Source organism: Bradyrhizobium sp. 2TAF36, assembly GCF_052114925.1.
In the GTDB taxonomy this organism is placed as follows: domain Bacteria; phylum Pseudomonadota; class Alphaproteobacteria; order Rhizobiales; family Xanthobacteraceae; genus Bradyrhizobium; species Bradyrhizobium barranii.
Window position 1 is genome coordinate 1 of the sequence record NZ_JBFRFR010000264.1, and the last position, 393, is coordinate 393.

The following is a 393-nucleotide window of genomic DNA, read 5'->3' on the forward strand; positions in this document are numbered from 1 at the left end:
GCCGCCCGTGGTCGTCACCCTGACGTCGACGGTACCGGTGCCGGCCTGCGATGTCGCGGTGATCGAGGGCGATGTCGCGGTGATCGAGGTTGCGGAGTTGACGGTGAAGCCCGCCGCCGCGGTTGCACCGAACGTCACGGCTGTCGCGCCGGTGAAATTGGTGCCCGTGATCGTTACCACCGTGYCGCCGGCCGCCGGCCCCGACGTCGGCGAAAGCGACGTGACGGCTGGCGTGGCGACATAGGTGAACTGGTCGGCGGCGGAGGTGGCCGAGGTGCCGCCCGTGGTCGTCACCCTGACGTCGACGGTACCGGTGCCGGCCTGCGATGTCGCGGTGATCGAGGTTGCGGAGTTGACGGTGAAGCCCGCCGCCGCGGTTGCACCGAACGTCAC

Annotated in this window: 1 protein-coding gene; it reads right to left on the bottom strand. The window is 70.2% G+C overall.

What is annotated here, in order from left to right:
• On the bottom strand, positions 1–393 hold a 393-nt coding region (locus AB4Z51_RS45090), incomplete at both ends, for an IPT/TIG domain-containing protein (RefSeq protein WP_441499793.1).